This is a genomic window from Mycobacterium sp. ACS4331, assembly GCF_001667265.1.
Lineage (GTDB): Bacteria > Actinomycetota > Actinomycetes > Mycobacteriales > Mycobacteriaceae > Mycobacterium.
In genome coordinates, this window is sequence record NZ_LZHW01000050.1 from 1 (window position 1) to 24,463 (window position 24,463).

Sequence of the window (24,463 nt, forward strand, 5' to 3'; positions counted from 1 at the left end):
AACCCCCCGTGCCCCCCGGGGGCCCCCCCTGGGGGGCCCGGGGGCCCCCCAAACACCCCCCCTTCTTTCCCCCCCCCCCCCCTCCGCGCCCCGGGGGGGGGGGTGGGCGCCCCCCCCGGCCGGTCCTTTCTGTTTCTGGTTCACCGCTGCGTTCGCGGAGGTGGTCCTGCGGATCTAGACGCCGGTCGTGAGCCGGCGCAGCTGCGCGGTGGCCACGGAAAGCACTGACAGATCCGGGTTCTCGGTGTTCTGGAACTGCTGCAGCGTGCGTCGGGCCCGTTCGATGCGCGACCGGTTGTACGACTCGAACTCCGCTATGACATCGACACCGTCGGTGTGTGCACCGACGAGCCGGTGGACGTCGCGCGCGAGGTCCCGCAGCGTCCGATAGAGGTCGTCTCTCAACGCCAACCGCGCCAGCGCATTCCACCGACCGTTGCGCGACAGTGACGAGACCGCGAGCAGCAGGTTGTCGACGCCGAGGTGCGCCGAGAGCTCGAAGTAGATGTGCGCAAGACGGGTGGCGTCCTCGTTGTGCTCATGGGCCATCTCGATGATGTCGAGAAGGCTGTAGGCGTAGAGCGATTCGCTGATGCGGCGCGCAATGTCGGTCGGGACACCGCGGGCCTCCCAACCCTCGCGCCACCGGGCGACCGTGGCTGATTCGTTGCCTCGCAGCATCTCCCCGAGCTTGCCCCGCAGCGTCGAAACCGCTTCGAAGCGATTGGTCTCGTGATCGATGGACAGCGGCTGCGGTCGGTTGACCAGGAACCAGCGGGATGCTCGGTCCAGCAGGCGCCGCCCTTCGATCACGAGGTCGTCGGTCAACGCCGGGGCCAGGTTGGCAGCATGGATGTCGTCCCACAACGTGTTGAGGTCGAAGACGTCGGAGGCGATGGCGTGCGCACACACGATCTCACCTGTGGTTGCGCCGGTCTCCTCGGTCAGCCTGAACGCATACGTCAGACCGGAGGTGGCCACCACGTGGTTGACCACCGACGTCGCGATGATCTCTCGACGCAGGGGGTGCTCGTTGAGCTGATCACCCAGACGCCGCCGCAGCGTCACCGGGAAGTAACGGTGCAGAGCGGCGGTGAAGTCGGAGTCGTCGAAGTCGTCGGATTCCAGCAGTTCGGCCTTGAGGGCCAATTTGGTGTGTGCCAGCAGCGTTGCCAGCTGAGGTCTGGTGAGGCTGTCACCGCGCTTGGCCATCTCTGCGAATTCGTCGGCGTTGGGCAGATGTTCGCGTTCGCGGTGCACATCTCGATCCCTCTCGAGCGCGGTGGTCATGCGTCCGTGCACCGAGACCATCTGCGACCCGTTGAAGCGGGCGTCGCGCAGCAGTCGGTTGTGTGCCAGGTTGTTCGTCAGCACATGTGCGGCGACCTCGTCGGTCATCTCTGCCAGCAGCGCGTCGCGCTCCGTCGCCGGATAACGCCCTGCCAGGGCGATTTTGATGTTGACCTCATGGTCGGAGCAGTCCACACCGGCCGCGTTGTCGATCGCGTCGGTGTTGATGAGTCCTCCGCGCGAGGCGAACTCGATGCGCCCACGCTGGGACACACCCAGGTTGCCGCCCTCCACGATCACGCGAGCGCGGACATCGCAGGCGTCGACGCGGACGCTGTCGTTGACCTTGTCGGTGACGTCGGAGTGCTGCTCGTCGCTGGCCTTGATGTACGTGCCGACACCGCCGTTGAACAGCAGATCCACTGGCGCGCGCAGGATGTGGCTGATCAGTTCATTGGGGGTGACATGGGTTTCCGACTCGGGGATACCGAGCGCCTGGCGCATCTCGCCGGAGATCGGGATGGTCTTCGCCGTGCGCGGCCACACCCCGCCACCGGCGCTGATCAACTGGCGGTTGTAGTCATCCCAGGACGACCGGGCCAGGGCGAAGAGGCGCGTCCGTTCCGCATACGCCTCGAGCCCGGCCGGGTCGGGGTCGACGAAGATGTGCCGGTGGTCGAAGGCGGCGATGAGCCTGATGCCGCGCCGCAACAACATGCCGTTGCCGAACACGTCGCCGCTCATGTCGCCGATCGCGACGACGCGGAATTCGTCGGTGTCGGAGTCGATTCCGAGCTCTGCGAGGTGGCTGTCGCCGCTGACCCAGGCGCCCCGGGCGGTGATGCCCATGGCCTTGTGGTCATAGCCCGCGGAGCCTCCGGAGGCGAACGCGTCGCCCATCCAGTAGCCCCGGCCGACCGCGACCGCATTGGCGACATCAGAGAACGTCGCCGTCCCCTTGTCCGCCGCGACCACAAGATAGGGATCCGCGCCGTCATGGCACACCGACACTGCAGAGGAGGGGTCGGTCTCGGCGGCGTTGTCGACGACATCGAGCAGGGCTGAGACGAACTGCCGATAGCAGCGCATGCCCTCATCGCGCGAAGGTGCGGCTGCCTTGACCACGAAGACGCCCTTGGCGCCGGCGGGCACGATCATCGAGTTCTTGACCGCCTGAGCCTTCACCAGGCCCAGCACCTCGGTGCGGTAGTCGTCGTGTCGATCGGACCAGCGCAGTCCGCCGCGTGCCACCAGTCCGAAGCGCAGGTGCAGACCTTCGAAATCGGGTGAGTAGACGAAGATCTCGGACACCGGTCGAGGCTGGGGCAGTTCATCGATGTGCCGCGCGTCAAGTTTGTGGACGAGATACGGTGCCGCTGGGCCGAGCGCTTCCGGGGAGAGCGCGTTGGTGCGCAGAGTGGCGTTGATGAGGTTGCGGTAGGCGCGCATGATTCTGTCGGCGTCGATGTGCACCAAACCGTCGATGGCGGTGCCGAGTCGCTCGTCGGCGGCGGTGGCGTCGGCGTGCCGGTCGAAACGGGCTTCGAACAGCGCCACCGCGGCCGCGGCGGCGTCGGGGTCGTCGAGCAGCACCTGCTGAATTCGGCTCTGCCCGTAGGGCAGTGGCAGCTGTCGGAGGTAGCGGCTGTAGCTGCGCAGCACCGCGACCTGGCGCCAGTCAAGCCCCGCCGCTGGGATCAGCGCGTTGAAGCGGTCGGCCTCGGTGCGGCCGGTCCAGATGGCGCGGAACGTGTCACAGATCTGCTGCTCGGCCTTCTGCCAGTTCGCTGCGAAGCCCTGTGCCCCTTCGGTGTTGGGGTCGAGGACCAGCTCGTAGACGTGGCGGACGGTGCCGTCGGCACCAGTCCAGGTGATGGTGTGCTCGTTGATCACCTCGAGATCCATGCTCTCGAGGCCCGGCAGCATCCGGCGCAACGGCACCGGATGTCCTGCGGCGAGAGCGAAGCTCAACCGATTGGCACGATTCAGCCTCACGGCGATCTCGTCAGCGGCCAGAGCGTTCAGTTCTTCGTCGTTGAAGAACGAAACCGGGGACGACACAGATTCCTCCTGCTTTCAGTCATGCTGCACATCGGTGGGCAGCATGACTGAAATTCTGCAGGGTGAACCGCTGTCAGGGTTCGAGCACTCCGTCAACAAACACGATCAGTCCGTGACACTGTGTAAACCGCGGGTCAGCGACGTGCGGCGCGGTTGACCGCAGACACCACGGCGCGCAACGACGCCGTCGTGATCGACGTCGCGATGCCGACACCCCAGACGGTCTTACCGTCGATCGACGCCTCGACATACGCGGCGGCCTGGGCCTCCTCGCCGGAGGACATCGCGTGCTCGGAGTAGTCCAGCACGTTGACGTCGTAACCGATGGTGCCCAGCGCGTCGACGAACGCCGCCAGCGGACCGTTTCCGGCGCCGACGATCTCGCGCTCGATGCCGTCGACCTTGACCACTGCGGTGATGGTGTCGGTGCCGCCATCCACCTCGGCGGCGACGACCTTCTGCCGCATCCGCTCCAACGGGGTGACCGGGGCCAGGTACTCCTCGGAGAAGGCGTCCCAGATCTCCTTGGGTGAGACCTCGCCGCCCTCGCCATCGGTGATCGCCTGAATGGCCTGGCTGAACTCGATCTGCAGGCGACGCGGCAGGGCCAGGCCGTGGTCGGCCTTCATGATGTAGGCGACGCCACCCTTGCCCGACTGCGAGTTGACCCGGATGACGGCCTCGTACGTACGGCCGACGTCCTTGGGATCGATCGGCAGGTACGGGACCTGCCACAGGATGTCGTCGACATCCTTGTCGGCCTCGTCGGCGTCGATCTTCATCTGGTCCAGGCCCTTGTTGATGGCGTCCTGGTGGCTTCCGGAGAAGGCGGTGTACACCAGGTCGCCGCCGTAGGGATGCCGCTCGGGAACGGGCAGCTGGTTGCAGTACTCGACTGTGCGGCGGATCTCGTCGATGTTGGAGAAGTCGATCTGCGGGTCCACGCCTCGGCTGAACATGTTCAGACCCAGCGTCACCAGGCATACGTTGCCGGTGCGCTCACCGTTGCCGAACAGGCAGCCCTCGATCCGGTCAGCTCCGGCCTGGTAACCCAGTTCGGCGGCGGCGACGCCGGTTCCACGGTCGTTGTGGGGGTGCAGGCTCAGGATGACGGAGTCCCGGCGGGCCAGGTTGCGGCTCATCCACTCGATGGAGTCGGCGTAGACGTTGGGCGTGGCCATCTCGACGGTCGCCGGCAGGTTGATGATCACCGGGTTCTCCGGGGTGGCGCCCAGGGTTTCGGTGACCGCGTCGCAGACCTCTTTGGCGTAGGACAGCTCGGTTCCGGTGTAGGACTCGGGGGAGTACTCCCAGCGCCAGTTGGTGTCCGGGTACTTCTTGGCCTCCTGCAGCACCAGTTCGGCGGCGTCGGTGGCGATCTTCTTGATCGCGGCCTTGTCGGCGCGGAACACGACGCGTCGCTGCAGGATCGAGGTGGAGTTGTAGAAGTGCACGATCACGTTCTTCGCACCGCTGCACGCCTCGAAGGTGCGGGTGATCAGTTCCGGACGTGACTGAGTCAGCACCTGGATGGTGACATCGTCCGGGATGGCGCCGTCGGTGATGATCTCCCGGACGAAGTCGAAATCGGTCTGGCTGGCCGACGGGAAGCCGACCTCGATCTCCTTGTAACCCATCCGCACCAGCAGGTCGAACATCCGGCGCTTGCGGGCGGGGCTCATCGGGTCGATCAGGGCCTGGTTGCCGTCGCGCAGGTCGACCGCGCACCACATCGGGGCGGTGTCGATGACCTTGTCGGGCCAGGTGCGGTCGGTCAGGCGGATGGACTCGACCTCGTCAGCGAAGCTGCGGTACCGCTCGATCGGCATCGAGGATCCGCGCTGCGTGTTCCAGGCGGGCTGGCCGGGGTTCGGTGCGCCCGTCGGCGTGGTGATGGTGCGAACCGACGAGAAGGCGTCGGGGGAGGAGATCTCGGCTTTGGTGAAGCTGGTCATGATGGTGGCTCCGTGGTCTTGGATGGAATTCAGACCGGCGCATCGCGAAAGACCCGCGACGGGAGGCCAGTCTGGATCAGACCCCGTCGCGGCGTCCGAGAAGGAGGACCCGCTGCACGGCAAACACTGTACTCCGGTGGGTCCGTGTAGCCAAAACCGTCGTCGTAGAACAGACTGGGGCCGTGAAAGCGCAGGTAGTCGCCCTGGTGTTGGGCCTGGCGCTGGCGGGTTGCGCCCAGCCGGTGGACGGTGCCGCGACTGTGCGCGAACCGGCCGTCGACCCGGGGTTCTTCTTCGCCGACGACATCGCCACCCACGGTCAGACCATCGGGAAACGCGATGCCGTGATGCTGTCGTACCTGCGGGCGATGCGCCGCCTGGATGTCTGCGGGCTCGTGGAGCAGGAGACTCAGAGCGGGATCGGCGACATCACCGCGATGTCGACGCTGTACGCGTTCGACGAGTGTGACGTCGAGATCAAGATGCCCGGTGTGGCCAACCGGAAGTTCCTCAACGTGACGCTGGATCTCGCGCGGGTCAAGGAGCCGCCGTCGTTCCGGGCCGGCGACGTGCCGGTGTACGAGAGCGCACCGCGGTCCTGCGAGTACGTCATCCCGCTGGCGCTCGGTGAGCTTCCGGGCGCGTCGCCGCTGCGCAAGGCTGCGCAGCCTGTTGTCCGGGTGGGGCAGATCGGTGATCAGGACTGCGAGCTGACCAAGAAGTTCGCCGCGGGTGTCGCCGAGACGGTCGGCACCGCACCGCTGCCCCCGCGCGACGCCGCGGCGGTCTACCCCGTCGCCCTGGCCGAACGTGATCCCTGCGAGGTGCTGTCGGTGATCGCCGACGACGTCGACCACTGGGACGTCGCCGCCTCGCGGCCGTATACGTGTGAGTTCGGGGTCTGGCGGGACGGCGACCCGGATGTGGTGGGCCTGCGGGTGACGCTGCAGCCCAAGATCGTCGGCGTCGCGACCGAGGGGCACAAGCGGTTGAAGACGCCCGACGGTGACGAGCTGTACCTGGATCCGACGTTCTGCAGCGCAACGGTGTTCACCGGCCCGACGATGCAGCGAAGACTTGCCGGCGGGGACTTCGTCGACGTGGAGAACGTCGTGGTGCGGCCCGCCGTCACGGTCGAGGGCGGCAAGGGGGACTGTGGGGCCGCCGTGGAGGTGGCCGGGGTGGCGGCGCGGGTGTTCGGCTGACGCACGACGCCGCAGTCGCCCCGGGGGATGCGACTGCGGCGCCGTGCGGTGGTGCGTGGTTACGGGGTCAGTTCGTCCCGGTCACGCAGCAGATAGGCCTTGGCGGCCGGAACCTGGCTGAGCGCGTAGTACGTCACGGCCGTCGCCAGGCAGGAGAACGCCGACGAGCCCAGGAAGTAGAACAGCTCGCTGCGGATCTCGCCGGTCATCGGGTTGTACAGCGCGAGTGCGGCGATGATGCCGACCGCCATCGCGACGAAGGCCAGCACGTTGAAACCGCCGGTGTAGGTGTAGGCGCTGTGGTTGTCCAACCGGTAGATCGACTTGAGCGAATAGCGTTGGCGGCGAACCAGGTAGAAGTCCACCAGGATCAGGCCGATGAAGGGGGCGTAGATGAGTCCGGCCAGCGACAGGAACGCTCCGAAGTGCTCCTCGACCCCGCCCCAGACCGCCAGGATGGCGGTGTAGGCGGCCAGTCCCCAGCACAGCCAGCGGTAGTCGAGTCTGGTGAAGACGGACTTGAGCGCGACCGCGTAGGAGTAGGAGCCCACGCTCTGGGTGGTGACGTTCGCGAATCCCACGCAGACCAGCGACAGCAGGCCCACCATCGGCGCGGCGAGGTTGACCAGCATCTCGGTCGGATCCGCGGTCATGTAGCCGAATTTGACGAACATCGCGATCGCCATCACGCCGCCGGCGAACAGGAAGAACGGCACCAGCACGCCGAAGGCGAGCACGTTGCCGGTGAAGGCGTGGCTTTCGCGCTTGGCCAACCGCGGCATGACGCCGAGGGCGGCGATCCAGGACATCGCGAATGCGATGTTGCCCTCGATGGACATGGCGAAGGAGTCGCGCTGCGACATGCCGGAATCGGGTTCGAAGGCCAGGATGTCGGCGAAAGGCACTGCGCCGAAGGCGATTGCGACCACGACGGCGCCGACCAGGATCAGCACCGGGACCATGATTCGGGTGGACCACTTGATGGCCACCGGTCCGCCGATCGCGATCAGGGTGCCGGCCAGGATGCACAGCAGCGCGAGCACGGTCTCAAAGAAGCCCGGCAGGTTCAGCCCGAAGGCCGCGAAAAGCTGCATGAGGGAGGACGCGAAGATGCTGCTCGCAACGGCATACCAGGGGAAGTTGACCAGGACGATGAGCACGCAGATCACCCGGACGCCCTTGTATCCGAACAGCGACCGGATGCTGCACCACAGGTCGACCCCGTAGCGGACCACCGGCGGCACCATCAGACAGATGATCGTGATGAAGAGCAGGTTGCCGGCGAAGATGCTGATGGTCATCTCTTTGAAGCCGGTGAGCGAGGCGATGTAGGCGCCCTGTGAATAGCACCAGGTGGCGATGCCGTAACCGCTGAGCACCAGGAAGAAATCCCAGAAGCCGAAGGTGCGTTCGCCCTTGAGCAGTGGAACGATGCCGAAAATGGCTTCCTTGTCCACCTTTTCGGACGTCGTGGTGGTTGATGTCATTGAAGTCCTTGCCGGAGGTCAGTGGATGTGGTCAGACCAGGAAGATGGCGGCGAGGCAGCCGATGATGACGACGTTCACCGCCACCCAGCTCATCAGGCCGAAGCGGGGCCCGAAATCGTAGGAGGGGTCCTCGATAACGGTGACTCGCTGGCGGATCTCCTTCTCGAGTCTTTTCTCAAAACTGTTGGCAATCATCATCTTTGGAACTTTCTGTAGGCGGGCGAGCCCAGTCTGCCTAACGAACGTAAGGGATCTTTGCACGGCATTGTGGTCCACGCAACAGTTACCGGCAATAATTTCCCTAACGAGTGTTTGGAAGAGTTGGATTGCCATCCTGGGTGTTGCCGAGGGACTGCAGCAGGGTTGAGACAAGCGTCATCTCCGCCAGGGTGGTGCGGTGTGCCAGCGTCAGTGCGCACAGCGCGGCTTCGGCGACGTCCTCGGGTTGCACGCAGGCCGCCTTGACTTCGTCGGCGGGTGGGATGGGGCGCAGATCCAGGATGGGGGTGTTGACGATGCCCGGCAGGATGGTGCAGACGCGCACTCCCGAACCGTGTTCGTCCCAGCCCGCGCCACGGGCCAGTCCGAGCAGGCCGGCCTTGGTCGCCTGATACGCGGGCCCGGAGTGATCCGGCCATGCGCCGGCGACGCTGGAGATGATCACGACATCGCCCTGCCGTTCCCGCAGTTGGTCGAGGGTGGCGCGGAGCGCGTAGAAGGTTCCGCTGAGGTTCGTGGCCACCAGCTGCTCGAAGTCTTGGAAGCTGACCTGATGCAGTCTCCGGTTGGTGATGTTCGTTCCGGCCGCACAGACCAGGGTGTCGATCGGGTCGTTGGCGGCCAGGTGATCGGCGAGGGCCTGCACCGCGTCGCCGTCGCTGACGTCGAGGCGATGGGTGACCAGTCGGCCACTGTCGACGTGCTGGGCACCGATCGCGGTGACCATCTCCGGTTCGCGGCGCGCCGCCGCGTGCACGCGCGCCCCCGCCTCGATCAGGGTGCGAGCGATGGCGGCACCGATGCCGCTGCTGGCTCCGGTCACCAGGGCCACTCGACCGGTCATGTCACCCAGCTTGCGGACGGGGGTGGGAGTCATGGATACCTCTCCTAGATTATCAACTAGTGATACAGGCTATCAGTATGTGATAACTTGGCAGCCGTCCTGATGAGGAGGCTCCATGGCGGTTTCATCGCAGTCGCTGGACAAGGTCGCTCGGTTGCTCAATGCGCTTGCCGCGGCCGGTGGGCTCACGGCGACCGAACTTGCCGACGCGCTGGATGAGCCCCGCAGCAGCGTCTATCGGCAGCTTCGGGACCTTCGGGCCATCGGGTGGGTGGAGGAGTCCGCCAAGGCGGGGCAGTGGTCGGTCGGTGTCGAACTCTTCCGACTCGGCGCCGCCGCTCTCGCGCGGCTCGACCTGACCGGGGTCGCGCGCGGTCCGCTCGAAGAACTGCACGACGAGACTGGACTCACCGTCTTCCTCTGCGTCGCCCGCGGGGATCGCGCCGTCTGCGTGACCCGCATCGACGGTGAAGGGGTCGCCAGCATGGAACTCAAGCTCGGCGGTGCACTGCCGCTGGACCGAGGTGCCGCGCCGATCGTGCTCCTGGCGTACCAGAGCGAGGCTGTCTTCCATCAGTGGTGCGCAACCGCGGAACTGAACCGTGCGGAGATCGACCAACTGACGGCCAGACTCGACGCGATCCGTGCCGCGGGGCACGCGGTCTCCGACGAGGACGTCACCGGTGGCATCGCCGCGGTGGGGGCTCCGATCCGGGATCACGCCGGCTTCGTGGTGGGTTCGATCTCCGCCAGCGGCGCACGCACCCGTGTCCTGGACCCCGGCGCCTCACTCTCAGACCAGGTCAGGGCCACGGCCTCCGAAATATCGCGGGCCCTGGGATTCTCCGATATCCAACGAAAGAAAGGTTGACCCCGTTGTCCCCCGTCACCACGACTCAGGACGCCGCATTGGGTGCCGAGTCGATCGCCAGACTCACCGAGCGAGCACAGTTCGTGCGCACCGAGACGGTCCGGCTCATCGCGATCGCCAAGACCGGCCACTACGCCTCGACGTTCTCGTGTGCCGAGATCTTCGCGGCCCTCTACTACGACGTGATGAACCTCCGTGCCGGCGATCCGAACTGGCCCGACCGCGACCGATTCCTGATGGGCAAGGGTCATGCGGCGGTGGGTCTGTACCCGATCCTGGCCGATTGGGGCTTCTTCGACCCCAGCCTGCTCGACGAGTACACCCGACTGGGGAATCCACTGGGTGACCACCCGGACATGACTCAGGTGCCGGGCGTCGACTTCAGTTCCGGATCGCTGGGCCATGCGCTCTCGGTGGCCGTCGGTATGCAGCATGCCGCCCGGGTGCAGGAACAGGACTTCCACACCTTCGTTCTTCTCGGCGACGGTGAACTGCAGGAGGGGCAGGTCTGGGAGGCGGCGCTGAACGCCGCGCACTACAAGCTGCGCAACCTGGTGGCGATCGTCGACCGCAACCAGTACTCGCTGGACGGCAAGGTCGACGACGTGCTCGGAATCGAACCGCTCACCGACAAGTGGCGCGCCTTCGGATGGAACTGCGTCGAGGTCGACGGACATGACGTCAAGGCGCTCACCGAGGTGCTGCGTGCGGTCAAATCCAACCCGGATGAGCAGCGTCCGACGGTGGTGATCGCACACACCGTCAAGGGCAAGGGCATCGACTACATGGAGACCGAAGTGGGCTGGCATCTGGGCTGGCTCGATGCCGAGGACGAGAAGGACGCGTACGCCGAACTGGCCGGAGGACTCAAATGACCACCACAGCAACGACAACCGGCCGTCCCGGCTACCGCGGCGAATCGTGGCAGCTGAAGGATCTGATCTCGCAGGCGCCGGGCTTCCATGCGCTCTCCGGCGCGCTGTGTGAACTCGCCGAGGAGGGCGTGCCGGTCTCGGTGGTCACGGCGGACCTCAAGTACTCCAACGGCCTCGCCGAGTTCGAGAAGCGGTTCCCGAAGCTGTTTCATCAGTTCGGCATCTCCGAGCAGAACATGGTCAGCGCGGCGGCGGGAATGGCGACCGTGGGTCGGCACGTCTACGCCGCCACCTTCGCCAGTTTCCTTGCGCTGCTGTGTGCCGAGCAGATCCGCACCGACATCGCCTACACCAAGCTGCCGGTCCGCCTCGTCGGGCATCACACGGGCATGACCCTGGGGTTCTACGGAACCTCCCACCACGCGACCGAGGATCTGGCGATCATGAGGTCGATGGCCAACATGATGGTCCTGGCGCCGGCGGATCCCGGTCAACTGCGGGCGATGGTCAAGGCGCTGGCGCACGTCGACTCCCCGGCCTATCTGCGGATCGGCCGCGGCCGGGACCCGCAGATCTACACCGATGCCCAGTTGTCGAGCTTTGAACTGGGCCGCGCGATGGAGTTGGCCCCGCCGGCCGAGCTGACCGTGATCGCCACCGGTTCCATGGTCGCGCCCGCCAAGGACGCGGTGGAAAGACTTGCCGCCGAAGGCGTTGCGGTCGGGCTGCTCGACATGCACACCATCAAGCCGCTCGACGTCGAGGCCGTGCGTGCGGTGGCCGAGCAGTCGACGACGATCCTCACCGTCGAGGAGCACAACGTCCTGGGCGGTCTCGGCAGTGCCGTCGCCGAAGTGGTTGCCCAGCAGCGCGGTTCGGCGCGCGTTGCCATGCACGGCGTCGAGGACCAGTACGCCCCGGTGGGCCCGCCGACGCACCTCTACAAGCATTTCGGGCTCGACGCGGCGGGCATTGAGGCGCGCATTCGGCGCGAACTCGCCGATGGCTGAGCACGCGGTCGTCTACTCCGGCGCGGGTGTCCTGGAACTGACGCCCCGTGAACGTGTCAGCGCCGGTGCAGGCGAGGTGGTCATCGATGTGCACCGGGTCGGCATCTGCGGCACCGACCTGCTCGTGTGGGCTGGCGGCTTGGAGCGGGTGCAGCCACCGGTGGTGATCGGGCACGAGTTCTGTGGCCGAGTGGCGGCACCCGGCGCGGTCGGCCTGGCACCGGGCACGCCGGTGACGGTTCGGCCCACGATGAGTTGCGGTGCGTGCGATGCCTGCCGCACGGGGACACCGCACGTGTGCCGTCAGTTGCGGTTGATCGGCATCGACGCCGACGGAGCGGCGACCGGCAGCGTCGTGGTGCCCGTCGAGAACGTCACTGTTCTGCCGGTGGAGCTGTCACTCGATCTCGCGGTGCTCGTCGAACCCGTCGCGGTGGCCGTGCACATGGTCGATCGGGCCGGCGTGCGTCCCGGCGACCACGTCGTGATCCTCGGCGGCGGGCCGGTCGGTGCGCTGATCTCCCGGGTGTGCGCGGCGATGGGCGTCGCCGTGGTGGTCAGCGAGCCGAACGCGCGGCGCGCGGCACTCATCGCGGGTGACGGGATCACCGTGCTGTCACCGGATTCCGGTGTCGACGGGTTGATCGCGGCCAGCGGCGGTGCGGGTTACGACGTGGTGTTCGAGGTGGCTGGAGTGCCGGCCACCACGGAGATCGCCACCCGGCTGGCACGGCCGCGCGGCACGGTCCTGCTGGGGGCGATCCCCAGCACCGCCAAGCCGATCGACATCGCGGCAGCGGTGATGAAAGAGGTCACTCTGGTGGCGTCGCGGGTCTATCAGCCCGCTGATTTCGACGCCGCGGTGCGGATCCTCGCCCAACGCCCCGAGGCCTTCGAAGGCCTCATCACCCGGGTGGTCCCACTGTCGCGGGCCGTGGAGGACGCGTTCGAGGTGCTGCGCGTATCGCGGGATGAGATGAAGATCGTCATCGAACCGTAGGCACAGCCGAAAGAACCCCGCAGTGCGCTGCCCTGCGGGGTTCTTTCTGTCCGCGGCATTGGTCGGCGAGTGATGCGATGGCCCTAACGATTGTTAGCAAAGGCAGCGAGTCAGGCGAGGCCCTCGGGTGAGGCAAGGTGCAGTGTCATGTCGCGGATCAGCTGTGCGGTCCGCTCCGGCGCTGCGCCGTCCTCGGCGAAACGGTGGGCGTTGTCGCACAGCAGGATGGCCACCTGGGTGTGGCGTGCCGACTCGGCCTCGCCGAACCTGGCGGCGAACAGCGACTGCAGGTAGCCGTGGTAGAGATCGTGTGGAGTGGCGATGTCCTCGAGTTCGGTTTCGTCGAGGACGCCGTACACGCCCAGGCCGCCGTAGGCGGCGTCCCAGGCCAAGGCCTTGTCTCCGGCGGCCAACTGCCAGATCACATGGCGCTCCAAAAGTGTCCCGAGCTGGCACTCCTGGCTCATGTCCGGGTTGAGGGTGGCGGTCACATGCTGGAGGAAGTCGTTGTAGATGTCCCGCAGGCCCTCGTGCAGGATCTGTTTCTTGCCGCCGGGGAAATGTGAGTAGATGCTGGCGGCTTGGATGCCCACCTCGGCGGCGATGGCACGCATGGACGTTCCGCCGTAACCGAGGCGGGTGAACAGCCGGATGGCCGTCGCGGCGATCTGGCCGCGCGTGCCCTCCTGGTCTGGCCGCGCAGTGTCGCGGACGTGGAACAGCAGGCGCAGCAGGTGTTCCTCGGGCGACATGGGGATCGCGGGGCTGGCGGACATATCGGAATCCTAGCCGCGGAGCCGACGCGGCCGTGCCTGTTGACGACAAACCTAACGATTGTTAGGGTCTGGCGCCATGGATTCGACTGTGAAGCACCGCGCCCAGGAGTGGGCCGACCGGGGGCGGGCAGTGCTGGCGCGCGGCGTCACGTCGGTGGCGCGGATGCGTTCCAACGGTCCGCTGTTCGTCGGCGGTTCAGGGGCCTGGCTGCACGGGGCCGACGGGCGCTCCTACCTCGACATGATCATGGCGTCGGGTCCGCTGCTTCTCGGCCACGACCGACCGGAGGTGATCGAGGCCGTCCGTCGCCAGTTGAGCAGTGGTGTGCTGTACGGCAACCACCCGACCGAGATCGAGGTCGCCGAACTGCTCACCGAGATCATTCCGCACGCTCAGAAAGTTGCGTTGGCCAATTCCGGCAGTGAGGCAACACATCTGGCGATCCGCATCGCGCGGGCGACCACGGGCCGTCCGCTGATTCTGAAGTTCGAGGGCCACTACCACGGCTGGATCGACCCGCTGTTCTGCAACAGCCAGGCGGTCGATCCCGACCCTGACCTGTCCAGACCTCCCGTGCGCAGCCATGCGGTGCCGGGACTGCCGGCCGACGAATCGGTGTTGATCTGCCGGTACAACGCCCCAGCCGAACTCGAAGAGATCTTCGCCGCGCATGGTGACCGCATCGGTGCCGTCATCATGGAACCGGTGCCACTGAACTTCGGAACCCTGTTGCCGCAACCGGGGTTCCTGGAACGGGTTCGTGAACTCAGCGCGGCCCATGGCGCGCTGCTCATCTTCGATGAGGTGCTCTCCGGCTTCCGTCTCGGTCTGACCGGCGCGGGCGGAATGCTCGGTGTCGAACCGGATCTCAGTGTGTTCGCCAAGGCCATCGCATCGGGCTTCGGAATGGCGGCCGTGGTCGGGACTGATCGCGCGATGGAGTCGATCGTCAGCGGCGGGGTCTATCCGGCGGGCACCTACAGCGGCGGCCCGATCGGTGCGGCCGCGGCCAAAACGACCCTGGCCCTCCTGCGTGCCGAGCAGGACCGGATCTACCCGGGGCTGCAGCGGTCGGGTGTCCGTCTGGCCACCGGTCTGCGCCGGGTGGCGGCCGAACAGGGTGTGCCACTGACGATTCACCAGATCGGTTCGGTGCTGCAGCTGTTCTGGGATGTCCAGGGTGAGATCCGCTCCTTCGCCGACGCAATGCGGTCCGACCGCGCAACGGTCTCGCGGATCTGCGAATCGGCGCTGGACGACGAGGTGTTCTTCGCGCCGCGCGGCCTGATGCTGCTGAGCACGGCCCACACCGACGACGACCTCGACCGCGCGGTCGAGGCCTTCGGCGCGGCGATCGAGAGGGTCGGCGCATGACGCGGCCGATGAGCGTGGTGGTCATAGGCGCCGGTGCCGCAGGGCTCAGTGCGGCGATGGCCGCCTCGCGACTCGGCGCCACGGTCACGGTGCTGGAGAAGGATCAATACGGGCAGGCGTCCTCGGGTCTGTCCGCGGGAATCTTCAACCGGCAGACCGTCGGGGCCGACGACTTGGCGCTGCGCCTGTACAGCGCCCGCGCGATCGGCGAGTTCGAGCGTGAGGCCGGGCTGACCGTCGCGCGGTCGGGGTATGTGCGCCTGGTGCGGACCGAGGCGCAGCTCGAGTTGGCCCGCGAAGCCGCCGCCCGGGCCGGAACCGAGCATGTCGAGTTGATCAGCCCACAGCGGTTGGCCGAGATCGCGCCGGGAATCCGCACCGATGACGTGCTGTGCGGGATGTACGGTCCGACTGACGGCCACATCGACGGCCCGGAACTGTGCGCGACCTATCTGCGCCTCGGTAAGCAGACGGGAGTGCGCTACGTGCCGGGTGCTGAACTCGTCGGAGTGCGGCGCAGCCCGGCTCGAATCGAACTGCTCAGCACCGCAGGGGAGTTCACCGCCGATGTGGTGATCAACGCCTCCGGTGGATGGCTCGGCGCGGTGGCCCAGCTGTTCGGCCATTCGGTGGGGATGCGCAATCAACGGCACCAGACGGTGATGGTCCGAGTCGACTCCCTCGCCGACCGCGACTTCCCGATCGTGCAGTCCTATTTCCCCGGTGCCGAGGAGAACGCCGCGTACGTGCGTCCCGAGCGGCGAGGCGAATTCGTCGCCGGTCTGCATTCCTACGCCGCACACGGTCCCGCTGCCGACCCCGAATCCTATTCCAGAACTGTCGAATTGGACTACATCGAACAGGTTGCGACAGCCCTGGTCGAGCGCTTCCCGCAGTGGGAGGACGCGTCCTTCACCAGCGGGTGGGCCGGGATATACCCGATCAGTGCGGACGGAGGATTCGTGATCGGCCCGCACGCCGGTGACCCCCGTGTCGTCGAACTCGGTGCGCTCAGCGGAGTCGGTCTGAGCTTCTCGCCGGCGGTTGGACAGCTGGCGGCGGAGTGGGCGGTCCTTGGCGAGTCCCGCACCTTCGACTTCGCCGACTCATTTCTGCCGGACCGTCCCTCCTTGAAAGTGACTTCATGCTGAACATCCTGCTGACCAATGACGACGGCTATCAGGCCGACGGAATCCGCGCGATGGGGGCGGCGCTGACTGGGGCCGGGCACTCGGTCACGATGCTGGCGCCGTCGGATAATCGCAGCTGCACGAGCCACCGGATCACCGTGCGCGAGACGTTGGTGGTCGAGGAGCATGGCGAGGTCGACGGCGTTCGCGTGCACTCCTGCTCGGGAACACCCGCAGACTGCGTCCGGGTCGGTGTCCTCGGGGGTCTGTTCGCCAGACCCGACATCGTGGTGTCCGGAATCAATCACGGTGTCAACCTCGGTGATGACGTCCGGTACTCGGGAACCGTCTCGGCCGCGGCCGAAGCGGCTGTCCTGGGAGTTCCCGCGGTCGCGCTCTCCCAACAGGGCGACGATCCGACGATTCGGTTCCTGGCCGAGAGGCCATCGCGGTTCGAACACCTCGACGTGTTGAGTGAGCTGGTGGCGTGGTTCGCCGAGGCTGGGCCCGAGGCCAGCCTGCTGAACGTGAACGTTCCGTCTGGACGTGCGCAGACCCGGGTGCAGTGGAGCCTGGTGGGGCAACGCCGCTGGCGTGAGGTGACGATGTCGGTTGAGCGGTCCGATACGGGCGCGGCGATGGTTCAGTCCTGGCAGTCGGACCCGCGAGCGATCTTCGCGGCCGGTTCGGACTTCGCCGCCGTCGCCGAAGGGGCGGTGGCGGTGAGCCTGCTGTCGGTGCTCGGCGGACTGGTCGATGTGACCGACCCCGCAGCCGGTGACCTGGCCCAGCCTCACGGCGTCGTCGTCCACCCGCTGGCCCGCTGACGGTCGAACAGGCGGCGGACACGATGAACTCTGTGACCTTCGACGACTCTGTCGACCCCAGCCACCATGACGCAGTCCGGCACGCGCTGGACGCGATCTCGCACCCCGAGCTCTCCGGAGACGTCGACGTGGCGGTGCTGTCGGGTGGCGGCAGCAATGAGAACTTTCTGATCAGTGCCGATGGCGCGCGCCACAGCGTGCTGAGACTGACAGCCTCCGAAGCGGTTTCGCGCCGGTTCCGGATCAACCGGGTGGCCGGCCTGGAGTCGCACCTGTTCGCCCAGGCGGCCGGGCTGACCCCGGAGCTGCTGGGGATCACGATGCCGTCGGGCGACTCCCTGACGAGGTTTCTGGACGCCCGGATGGTCCGCACGGAGGACATCACCGCCGGCACCACCATCGAGGACTGCATGGCGCTGCTGCGCCGGACCCACCGCGACGGTCGCTGCTCACACGACTTCTCGGCCCTCGATGACATCCTGGCCTACACGGAACTCGCTGCGGCGGAGAAGCTTCCGACACCTCGTGACCTGCCTGCGATGGTCCACGCGGCGACGCGCATCGAACGGCACTTCCAGAGCCTGGGGGTGCCTAAGGTGCACAGCCACAGCGACGCCAACACCGCGAACTTCCTGCGGGCGGAGGGACGCCTGTGGCTGGTCGACTGGGAGTACTCCGGGATGGGTAACCCCTACTTCGATCTGGGCAACTTCGTGGCCGACGCCGACCTGTCACCCGTCGACGCCGACCGTGCGCTGGCCGGCTACTTCGGTGTGGTGCGCGACTGCGATCGAGCCCGACTGCTGGCGCAGAAGTTCATGGCGGCGCTGCGCGAGGCGATCTGGGCCGTGGTGGCGGCGCCGGTGCTGGGTGAGGTGCAGTTCGACCATGTGGCCCGCGCGGCAGACCATTTCGACCGGGCCCGGCGCAGCCTGGCGGAGTGGGAACAGTGCGCCTACTTCACGCGGGCCGGCGCCCAGCCCGACGATCCGCTGGTGTTCGGTCGGGTCTTCGGGCGCTCCGGCTGAGGGCTGCTCGGCACGGGCGTGCAGTCACCTCACACCTGTGAATCCGGGAACGCGATCACCGACAGGAAGCGAATGGGCAGCTCCACCAGATCAGACGGTCCGTGCGCGCCCTCACCGTCGAACTGCAGTGAATCACCCGGGTGCAGGCGGTACACCGAGCGGCTGTGGCTGTAGTCCATGACGCCCTCGAGCATGAAGATGAACTCGGTGCCGGGATGTTGGAACAGGGGATAGGTCTGGCTCTTCTCCGAGAGCGCCACGTGCAGGCACTCGAGCCGTTTGTGCTCGCCGCGCAGTGATCCCAGCAGCTCGTACTCATGGCCCTGCATGGTGCCGTTGCGGACGATTCGCGCACCCGTCCCAGACTTCACGAACGCCGCGGGCCGTTCGACATCGGCACCGCGGAACAGCGTGGTGACCGGCACGTCGAAACCCTTGGCCAACAACGCCAGTGTGGACAGGCTGCACGAGGTCTGGGCATTCTCGATCTTCGACAGCATGGCTTTGGAGATGCCGACCCGCGCGGCCATGTCGGCCACCGACACCCCCGCCTGCTGGCGGAGCAGGCGGACGTTGCGGCCGATCGCGGCCTCCAGTTCGAGTTCGCCGACCGGTTCCTGTGGGTCTCGATCGCGCGCTGTCCCGGACTGGTTGCGGATGAGGTCGGACACGCAGCCCCCGTCTATCGCATCTGCCCCGCACCGACGTATGGATACGGGCTTCTCAACAGATCATCCTCGCTGAACCGGGACAACCGGAAATCGGTCTCGGGGATCCGCGCGTCGCGGCTGTACCCGTCGATCACCAGGTCGGCGACCAGCTGACCCACCGCCGGCGCGATCTTGAAGCCGTGTCCGCTGAAGCCGGCCGCGACGACCAGGCCCTCGACGCCGGTTCGCGAAATGACTGGGTTCCAGTCCGGGGTGACGTCGTAGCAGCCCGCGTAGCTGCTGGTGATCGCGGCGTCGGTGAACCCGGGGAAGCGGGTGCCGATCTTGTCGACGGTCAGGTCGATGAACGCCTCGCTGGCGCGGTTGGAGTAGTCGTCGGGGTCGGCGGTCTCGCAGTCGGCGAGATCACTGTTGCCGAACAGGATCTCCCCGCCGGTTTCGGGCCGGATGTACTGCAGTGAGACCAGGTCGGAGAACACCGGGACCGTGCCGAGGCCGACCCCGGGGTCAACCAGCACGATCTGCTCGCGCACCACGTCGATGGGTACGTCGAGACCGTAGGGCAGCAGGAACGGGCGGGTCCACGCACCGGTGGCGACGACGACGGTGTTCGCGCTGACCTCGGTGCCGTCGGCCAGGCGCACCCCGGTCACGCGGTCACCGTCGATCACCAGGTCGGTGACGGCGGTGCCCTGCCGGACCCGAACGCCCGCCGCACGGGCGCTGACCGCGAAGGCCTGCGCGGTCTGATAGGCGTCGCCGTAGCCGCCGCGGGCCTCCCAACCGAACGCCGCGAACGCCGACAGGTCGGCCCACGGCCACATGCGGGCCACCTCGGCGGCGTCGATCTCCTCGGTCTGCACGCCGACCGCACGCTGGGCGGCGAGGCTTCTGCGCATCGACTCGACGTCGGGTTCACCGACGCCGACGACGTAGCCGGTCTGGCGGAACCCGATGTCATCGCCGAAGATCTCGTGTGCGTTCTCGAAGACCTCCAGCCCGACGCACGCCATCGCGGCCAGGGAACTGACACCGTAGTGGCAGCGCACGATGCCGCTGGATTTGCCGGTCATCCCCGAGCCCACCGTGTTGCGTTCGGCGACCAGCACATCGGTGACCCCGCGCCGGCTCAGCGCCCAGGCTGCCGCGGTGCCCTCCAAGCCACCGCCGACGATGACGACGTCGGCAGTCTCAGCGGTCATCGGCCCGGAATCCAGTCGGTGCCGGCCAGCGGTACGCGGGCCATGGCGGCCGCCTCGATGCTGACGGCGACCAGATCCTCGGGTTCGAGGTGGCACACGTGGGCCTTGCCGCAGGCGCGGGCGATGGTCTGGGCCTCCATGGTCAGCACCCGCAGGTAGTTGGCCAGGCGCCGACCGCCTTCGATCGGGTCGAAGCGGGCCGCCAACTCCGGGTCCTGTGTGCTGATGCCCGCGGGATCCCGGCCGTCCTGGAAGTCGTCGTAGAAACCCGCCGCGCTGCCGAGCTTCTCGTACTCGGCGGCGTACTTCGGGTGGTTGTCGCCGAGCGCGATCAGGGCCGCCGTACCGATCGCGACGGCGTCGGCGCCCAGAGCGAGCGCCTTGGCGACATCCGCGCCGTTGCGGATGCCGCCGGAGACGATCAACTGCACCCTACGGTGCACCCCCAGTTCCTGCAGGGCCTGCACGGCCTGCGGGATGGCGGCCAGGGTCGGGATGCCCACATGCTCGATGAACACCTCCTGGGTGGCGGCCGTGCCGCCCTGCATTCCGTCGACGACCACGACGTCGGCGCCGGAGTGCACCGCGAGCTTCACGTCGTAGTACGTCCGGGTCGCGCCGACCTTGACGTAGATCGGCTTCTCCCAGTCGGTGATCTCCCGCAGTTCATTGATCTTGATGGTGAGGTCGTCGGGCCCGGTCCAGTCCGGGTGCCGGCATGCCGAACGCTGGTCGATGCCTGGTGGGAGCGTGCGCATTCCCGCGACACGGTCGGAGATCTTCTGTCCCAGCAGCATTCCGCCACCGCCAGGTTTTGCGCCCTGACCGAGCACCACCTCGATGGCGTCGGCACGGCGCAGATCGTCGGGGTTCATACCGTAACGCGACGGAAGGTACTGGTAGACAAGGTGCTTGCTCTGACCCCGCTCCTCGGGCGTCATACCGCCGTCACCCGTGGTGGTCGAGGTGCCGACCTCGCTGGCTCCCCGGCCCAGCGCCTCCTTCGCCGGTCCGGACAGCGCACCGAAGCTCATCCCGGCTATGGTCACCGGAATGGCCAAGTGCAGAGGGTGTTTGGCGTTGCGGTCGCCGAGCACCACGTCGGTGTCGCAGCGTTCGCGGTACCCCTCAAGTGGGTAGCGGGACATTGACGCCCCCAGGAACAGCAGGTCGTCGAAGTGTGGGAGCGGTCTTTTCGCGCCCCATCCGCGGATGTCGTAGATGCCGGTGTCCGCGGCGCGGTTGATGGCCGCGATGGTGGCGCGGTCGAAGGTGGCGGATTCGCGCAGGCCGAGGCGGGCGCGGTCGTCAGTGTTCGGGGTCATCGGTCGGCTTTCTAGTAGGACCCGGCGTTGTCGACGTGGAAGTGGTACAGCTGGCGGGCCGAGCCGTAGCGGGTGTAGGCCGACGTGTCGTCGTCGCCGTAGCCCGCGGCCTTGAGCAGTCGGGCCAGTTCCTCGTGATGTTCGGCGCGCATCTCCTTGCTGACACAGTCCGCACCGAGGGAGGCGACCTCGCCACGGACGTACAGCCGGGCCTCATAGATCGAATCTCCGAGCGCCTCGCCGGCGTTGCCGCGGACCACGAGGGTGCCGGCCTGTGCCATGAACGCGCTCATGTGCCCGATGCTGCCGCCGACGACGATGTCGACGCCCTTCATCGAGATCCCACACCGCGCGGCGGCGTCGCCTTCGATCACGAGCAGTCCGCCGTGTGCGGTGGCGCCGGCGGACTGCGATGCGTTGCCCTTGACCCACACCGTGCCGCTCATCATGTTCTCGGCGACGCCGGTGCCGGCGTTGCCGTCGATGGTGACGTCTGCGTGCTGGTTCATTCCGGCCGCGTAATAGCCGACGTGCCCGTCGACGGTGACGGTGATCGGTGCGTTGAGACCGACGGCGACATTGTGTGCGCCAGCCGGGTTCTCGATGACGAAGTCGCCTGTCACGTCGGGGGCGTGCAGGGCGGCATTGACCTCGCGCAGTGGCGTGGTGTGCAGGTCGAAGTGCGTGCTCAGCGCGTCCATGCGTAGACCACCTCCGGTTCGGGCTCCCAGATTGCTGCGCGTTCGACGCCGGGCAGGCCGGACAGCGCGCGGTACTCGCTGGCCATCGCGACCCAGTCGTCGGTTTCGGCGATGACGGCGGGCTTGCAGGCGATCGCGTCCCGCACGACGGCGAACGAGTCGCTGTTGGACACCAGCAGGGTGTAGAACCCGTCGAACGTCGCGCACAGTTCTTTCAGGGCGGTTTCGACGTCACGGCCGCTGGCCAACTGTTGTGCGACGAACCGGGCACCGACCTCGGTGTCGTTCTCGCTGTCGAAAACCACACCGGCGCGGCGCAGTTCGCGACGGATCGTGGCGTGGTTGGAGAAGGACCCGTTGTGCACCAGGCACTGGTCGGGGCCCACAGCGTACGGATGCGCGCCCGATGGCGTGACCGCGGATTCGGTGGCCATCCGGGTGTGGCCGACGCCCTGCCAACCGCTCGCCTCGGCCAGGCCCCACGCCGTGGTGAGGTCGCGCGGGTGGCCGACGCCCTTGAGCACGGCGACGTCGGCGCCGAACCCGGAGATCAGCGCGTCGGGGTAGGCGCTGAGAAGCCTGGCCTGCAGGGTTTCGGCCGGTGCCGTGCCGGTGACCAGCAGTGTGTCTCCGAGCGCGCGGACCTGCACGTCATCGCCGAGGGTGGCCGCGATCTCGTCGGGCGCCGCCGTCAGTTCCAGCACCGACACGCAGTTGAGGCCCGGCGGGCACCAGGTGGGATTGCCGTAGACGGCCACGCCCGCCGAATCGCTGCCGCGGTCGGCCATCTCGCACAGCATGCCGGTCAGCAGCGCCCCGAGCTGGGGGTGGAGGTCCGGGCTGCGTAGATGCAGCCCCACGATCCCGCACATAATTTCTGTCTCCCTTGATGTTTCGTGTTTCAGAAGGCGGTGAGGTACTGGTCGACCTCCCACGCGCTGACGGCGCTGTGGTAGGCGAAGAACTCGTCGCGTTTGAGGTTGGCGAAGTACTCCGACACCCCTGGGCCGACGGCGTCGAGCACGCCGGTCACGACGGGGTCGGTCGCCAGCGCGTCCACGGCGTGCAGCAGCGTCGGAGGCAGGGTGGCGCGGCCCTGCACCAGGCCGACCGGGCCCGGGTCGGTGCTGCGCTTGATGCCGTCGAGGCCGGCGCCCAGCGCCGCGGCGATGGCGAGATACGGGTTGGCCGCACCGTCCGCGCCGCGCAGTTCGATGCGCTGGTTGTCCGGGACCCGGATGTAGTGGGTGCGGTCGTTGCCGCCGTACGACGGTTGCCGCGGCGCCCACGACGCACCCGAGGCGGTGCTCAGTGCCCCAGTGCGCTTGTAGGAGTTGACGGTTGGGCCGATCACGGCCTGCAGCGCGCAGGCGTGGTCGAGGATGCCGCCGACGAAGGCGTAGGCCGTGTCGGACAGGCCGAGTCCCTTGGTGTCGTCGGCGTCGGCGGGGAAGACGGGCTGTCCGGCGCTGGTCAGCGAAAGGTGGAAGTGCAGGCCGCTGCCGGTGCGGTCACCGAACGGTTTGGGCATGAAGGTGGCGACCATGCCGCGTTCGGCGGCGATCATCGACAGCAGATAGCGCAGCGTGACGACGCGATCGGCGGTCACCAGTGCCTCGGCGTACTCGAAGTTCTGCTCGAACTGGCCGTTGCCGTCCTCGTGGTCGTTGGCGTAGTTGGACCAGCCGAGGGTGTTCATGGCGGTGGAGATGGTGGTGAGGTGCTCGTACATCCGGGTGACGCCACGTGCGTCGTAGCACGGTTGGGCCGCGGTGTCGTCGGTGTCGGCCGTGCACAGGCTGCCGTCGGGGTTGCGCTTGAGCAGGAAGTACTCCACTTCGGCGCCCACCCAGGGTTCGAAACCGGCGTCGGCGGCGCGCTGGATGAGGGACTTGAGGATGACGCGGGGTGCAAACCGCCACGGCTGGCCTTCGACGTGGGGATCGCAGTGCACGATCGCCAGACCCTCTTTGATGAACGGGACGGGCGTGAACGAGCTCGGATCCGGGATCGCCATCAGATCGGGATCCTTGGGCTCCTGGCCCATGGCGCCGACGGCGTAGCCCGCGAATCCCACCCCCTCGGTGGCCAGCTGCTCGACCGCTTCGACGGGAACCAGCTTGGCGCACGGCTTTCCGCGCAGATCGACAAACAGTGCGAGCAGGAATCGGGTGCCGGCCTGCTCGGCGAGAGCGGCGAGTTGACTCTTGGTGGCCATCATCTCCTCGGACCTTTCGAAGTCTCGTGACAGGAATCAAAGTATCACTGGATGAAACAGCTTGCAGTGTGAGCGGAGGGCGGATTTTCGAGCGGGCGGATCGGGGTTGGGTGTCCCGCGTGCGGCTCCGTCGTCGGCGCGGTCGTCGCCCCCGTCGCCGGCGCGACACTAAACGTCCGCGAAGACACGCCGCGCTGGCCCGCAGAGGCTTAAGCCCCGGCGTCGAGGCCGAAGGAGCCCGTAACCGCCGAGGGGGCGCAGCGAGTGATGGTCGGCCGACGGTGGGGCGAAAAATCGCTCAGAGGCGGGCAACTCAGACGCCCACCTGGGTGCGCAACGCCCCCGGGGTACACACGCCCCTCGGGCACGCCACACCCCAAGGCCCACCCCAG

Annotated in this window: 21 protein-coding genes; 9 read left to right on the plus strand and 12 right to left on the minus strand. The window is 67.2% G+C overall.

Features of this window, described 5'->3' with window-relative positions; translation table 11 throughout:
- Positions 1 to 174 precede the first annotated feature (174 nt).
- Both A5727_RS12370 and leuA read right to left on the minus strand, forming a co-directional pair.
- Positions 175 to 3,351 (minus strand): NAD-glutamate dehydrogenase domain-containing protein, encoded by a 3,177-nt coding sequence (locus tag A5727_RS12370; RefSeq protein WP_068249428.1) that lies wholly within the window; start codon positions 3,349 to 3,351, stop codon positions 175 to 177.
- Positions 3,352 to 3,485: 134 nt separating this feature from the next.
- Positions 3,486 to 5,306 (minus strand): 2-isopropylmalate synthase, encoded by a 1,821-nt coding sequence (leuA, locus tag A5727_RS12375; RefSeq protein WP_068249430.1) that lies wholly within the window; start codon positions 5,304 to 5,306, stop codon positions 3,486 to 3,488.
- Between the two features lie 182 nt (positions 5,307 to 5,488).
- Between leuA and A5727_RS12380 the strand changes: the two genes are divergently transcribed.
- Positions 5,489 to 6,511, plus strand: coding sequence for a hypothetical protein (locus tag A5727_RS12380; protein ID WP_157521350.1), 1,023 nt, complete (start codon positions 5,489 to 5,491; stop codon positions 6,509 to 6,511).
- A 59-nt stretch (positions 6,512 to 6,570) separates the two neighbouring features.
- Here A5727_RS12380 and A5727_RS12385 read toward each other — a convergent pair whose 3' ends face one another.
- The 3 genes from A5727_RS12385 to A5727_RS12390 form a co-directional block, all read right to left on the minus strand.
- The gene (locus A5727_RS12385) at positions 6,571 to 7,998 is read right to left on the minus strand and encodes a purine-cytosine permease family protein (RefSeq protein ID WP_068249434.1); all 1,428 of its coding nucleotides are present in this window, start codon (positions 7,996 to 7,998) and stop codon (positions 6,571 to 6,573) included.
- A gap of 31 nt (positions 7,999 to 8,029) precedes the next feature.
- A complete protein-coding gene (locus tag A5727_RS27465) occupies positions 8,030 to 8,197 on the minus strand; it encodes a hypothetical protein (protein ID WP_157521351.1) in 168 nt (55 codons plus the stop codon).
- Between the two features lie 103 nt (positions 8,198 to 8,300).
- The gene (locus A5727_RS12390) at positions 8,301 to 9,095 is read right to left on the minus strand and encodes an SDR family oxidoreductase (protein ID WP_068249436.1); all 795 of its coding nucleotides are present in this window, start codon (positions 9,093 to 9,095) and stop codon (positions 8,301 to 8,303) included.
- 82 nt (positions 9,096 to 9,177) lie between these two features.
- On the opposite strand from A5727_RS12390, the gene A5727_RS12395 reads away from it, so the two are divergent.
- Genes A5727_RS12395 through A5727_RS12410 form a run of 4 tightly spaced genes read left to right on the plus strand, consistent with a single transcriptional unit; the run spans position 9,178 to position 12,818 of the window.
- Positions 9,178 to 9,933: an IclR family transcriptional regulator gene (locus tag A5727_RS12395; protein ID WP_068249438.1), complete on the plus strand. Its 756-nt coding sequence runs from the start codon at positions 9,178 to 9,180 to the stop codon at positions 9,931 to 9,933.
- Between the two features lie 5 nt (positions 9,934 to 9,938).
- Positions 9,939 to 10,808, plus strand: coding sequence for a transketolase (locus A5727_RS12400; protein WP_068249464.1), 870 nt, complete (start codon positions 9,939 to 9,941; stop codon positions 10,806 to 10,808).
- Positions 10,805 to 11,818, plus strand: a complete 1,014-nt coding sequence (locus tag A5727_RS12405; protein ID WP_068249440.1) for a transketolase family protein — start codon at positions 10,805 to 10,807, stop codon at positions 11,816 to 11,818. Before A5727_RS12400 ends, A5727_RS12405 begins: the two co-directional genes overlap by 4 nt.
- Positions 11,811 to 12,818 carry a zinc-dependent alcohol dehydrogenase gene (locus A5727_RS12410; RefSeq protein WP_068249442.1) on the plus strand — a complete coding sequence of 336 codons (1,008 nt, stop codon included), beginning with the start codon at positions 11,811 to 11,813 and terminating at the stop codon, positions 12,816 to 12,818. The genes A5727_RS12405 and A5727_RS12410 overlap by 8 nt, the downstream gene beginning before the upstream one ends.
- Positions 12,819 to 12,928: 110 nt before the next feature.
- Here A5727_RS12410 and A5727_RS27855 read toward each other — a convergent pair whose 3' ends face one another.
- Positions 12,929 to 13,594 carry a TetR/AcrR family transcriptional regulator gene (locus A5727_RS27855; RefSeq protein WP_068249444.1) on the minus strand — a complete coding sequence of 222 codons (666 nt, stop codon included), beginning with the start codon at positions 13,592 to 13,594 and terminating at the stop codon, positions 12,929 to 12,931.
- A 76-nt stretch (positions 13,595 to 13,670) separates the two neighbouring features.
- On the opposite strand from A5727_RS27855, the gene A5727_RS12420 reads away from it, so the two are divergent.
- The 4 genes from A5727_RS12420 to A5727_RS12435 are packed head-to-tail and all read left to right on the plus strand — an operon-like array spanning position 13,671 to position 17,954.
- Positions 13,671 to 14,969, plus strand: a complete 1,299-nt coding sequence (locus tag A5727_RS12420; protein WP_068249446.1) for an aspartate aminotransferase family protein — start codon at positions 13,671 to 13,673, stop codon at positions 14,967 to 14,969.
- Positions 14,966 to 16,120 (plus strand): NAD(P)/FAD-dependent oxidoreductase, encoded by a 1,155-nt coding sequence (locus A5727_RS12425; protein ID WP_082949764.1) that lies wholly within the window; start codon positions 14,966 to 14,968, stop codon positions 16,118 to 16,120. Before A5727_RS12420 ends, A5727_RS12425 begins: the two co-directional genes overlap by 4 nt.
- Positions 16,114 to 16,926: a 5'/3'-nucleotidase SurE gene (surE, locus tag A5727_RS12430; protein ID WP_068249450.1), complete on the plus strand. Its 813-nt coding sequence runs from the start codon at positions 16,114 to 16,116 to the stop codon at positions 16,924 to 16,926. Before A5727_RS12425 ends, surE begins: the two co-directional genes overlap by 7 nt.
- A 32-nt stretch (positions 16,927 to 16,958) precedes the next feature.
- Positions 16,959 to 17,954: a phosphotransferase gene (locus tag A5727_RS12435; protein WP_197507650.1), complete on the plus strand. Its 996-nt coding sequence runs from the start codon at positions 16,959 to 16,961 to the stop codon at positions 17,952 to 17,954.
- Positions 17,955 to 17,983: 29 nt separating this feature from the next.
- Here the strand turns inward: A5727_RS12435 and A5727_RS12440 are convergent, their stop codons facing one another.
- The 6 genes from A5727_RS12440 to glnT are packed head-to-tail and all read right to left on the minus strand — an operon-like array spanning position 17,984 to position 24,071.
- Positions 17,984 to 18,625: a helix-turn-helix domain-containing protein gene (locus tag A5727_RS12440; protein ID WP_068249454.1), complete on the minus strand. Its 642-nt coding sequence runs from the start codon at positions 18,623 to 18,625 to the stop codon at positions 17,984 to 17,986.
- Positions 18,626 to 18,636: 11 nt separating this feature from the next.
- Positions 18,637 to 19,827: an NAD(P)/FAD-dependent oxidoreductase gene (locus A5727_RS12445; RefSeq protein WP_068249456.1), complete on the minus strand. Its 1,191-nt coding sequence runs from the start codon at positions 19,825 to 19,827 to the stop codon at positions 18,637 to 18,639.
- A complete protein-coding gene (locus A5727_RS12450; protein WP_068249458.1) occupies positions 19,824 to 21,152 on the minus strand; it encodes an FMN-binding glutamate synthase family protein in 1,329 nt (442 codons plus the stop codon). Before A5727_RS12450 ends, A5727_RS12445 begins: the two co-directional genes overlap by 4 nt.
- Before the next feature lie 11 nt (positions 21,153 to 21,163).
- Positions 21,164 to 21,853, minus strand: coding sequence for a GltB/FmdC/FwdC-like GXGXG domain-containing protein (locus tag A5727_RS12455; protein WP_068249460.1), 690 nt, complete (start codon positions 21,851 to 21,853; stop codon positions 21,164 to 21,166).
- Positions 21,841 to 22,725: a class II glutamine amidotransferase domain-containing protein gene (locus A5727_RS12460; RefSeq protein ID WP_068249462.1), complete on the minus strand. Its 885-nt coding sequence runs from the start codon at positions 22,723 to 22,725 to the stop codon at positions 21,841 to 21,843. The genes A5727_RS12455 and A5727_RS12460 overlap by 13 nt, the downstream gene beginning before the upstream one ends.
- A gap of 29 nt (positions 22,726 to 22,754) precedes the next feature.
- Positions 22,755 to 24,071, minus strand: coding sequence for a type III glutamate--ammonia ligase (gene glnT, locus A5727_RS12465; RefSeq protein WP_068249466.1), 1,317 nt, complete (start codon positions 24,069 to 24,071; stop codon positions 22,755 to 22,757).
- Positions 24,072 to 24,463: the final 392 nt, after the last annotated feature.